The following is a 717-nucleotide window of genomic DNA, read 5'->3' as shown; positions in this document are numbered from 1 at the left end:
TGCGAAGCTTAAACTGGATCGTCGCTTAATTGCGTGTGTGCTGACTTTTGGTCTGATTACACCTTACATGGTGCTTCCTGTTGGTTTTGGCGGCATCTTCTTAAACAACATCTTGCTGAAGAACCTGCATGACAACGGTTTAGAGAACGTTGTCGCAAGCCAAGTACCAACCGCAATGTTGCTTCCTGGCGCGGGTATGATTTTTGGTTTGCTACTGGCCATTTTTGTTAGCTACCGAAAACCTCGTGAGTACAAAGAAACAGAACTGACTGTAGTCCACGAAACCGACCACAGCATTAACAAACAGCACATCCTAGTGGCTGCACTTGGTATTATTGCCGCGCTTGGTGTTCAGCTTTACACCGGCTCAATGATCATCGGTGCTCTTGCTGGTTTTATGGTGTTCACGTTTGGTGGCGTTATCGCGTGGAAGGAAACCCACGACGTATTCACCAAAGGCGTTCACATGATGGCGATGATCGGCTTTATCATGATCGCAGCCGCGGGTTTTGCAGCGGTAATGAAACAAACCGGTGGCGTAGAAACCCTAGTTCAGTCACTGTCTACAAGCATTGGTGACAACAAACCGCTTGCAGCGCTACTTATGCTGGTTGTTGGTCTGTTGGTAACCATGGGTATTGGTTCTTCATTCTCGACGATTCCAATACTTGCAACCATCTACGTTCCGCTTTCTTTGGCGTTTGGTTTCTCACCAAT

At 47.4% G+C, this 717-nt stretch carries 1 protein-coding gene; it reads left to right on the top strand.

Translation table 11 applies throughout. The features are described from left to right. The coding region (locus tag R7P74_RS26405; RefSeq protein WP_318123616.1) for a Na+/H+ antiporter NhaC family protein at positions 1–717 on the top strand (717 nt) is incomplete at both ends.

It is taken from the genome of Vibrio sp. 2033, from assembly GCF_033339735.1.
Note: the sequence above shows the minus strand (reverse complement) of the source record. Positions and strands in the feature narration are given on the sequence as shown.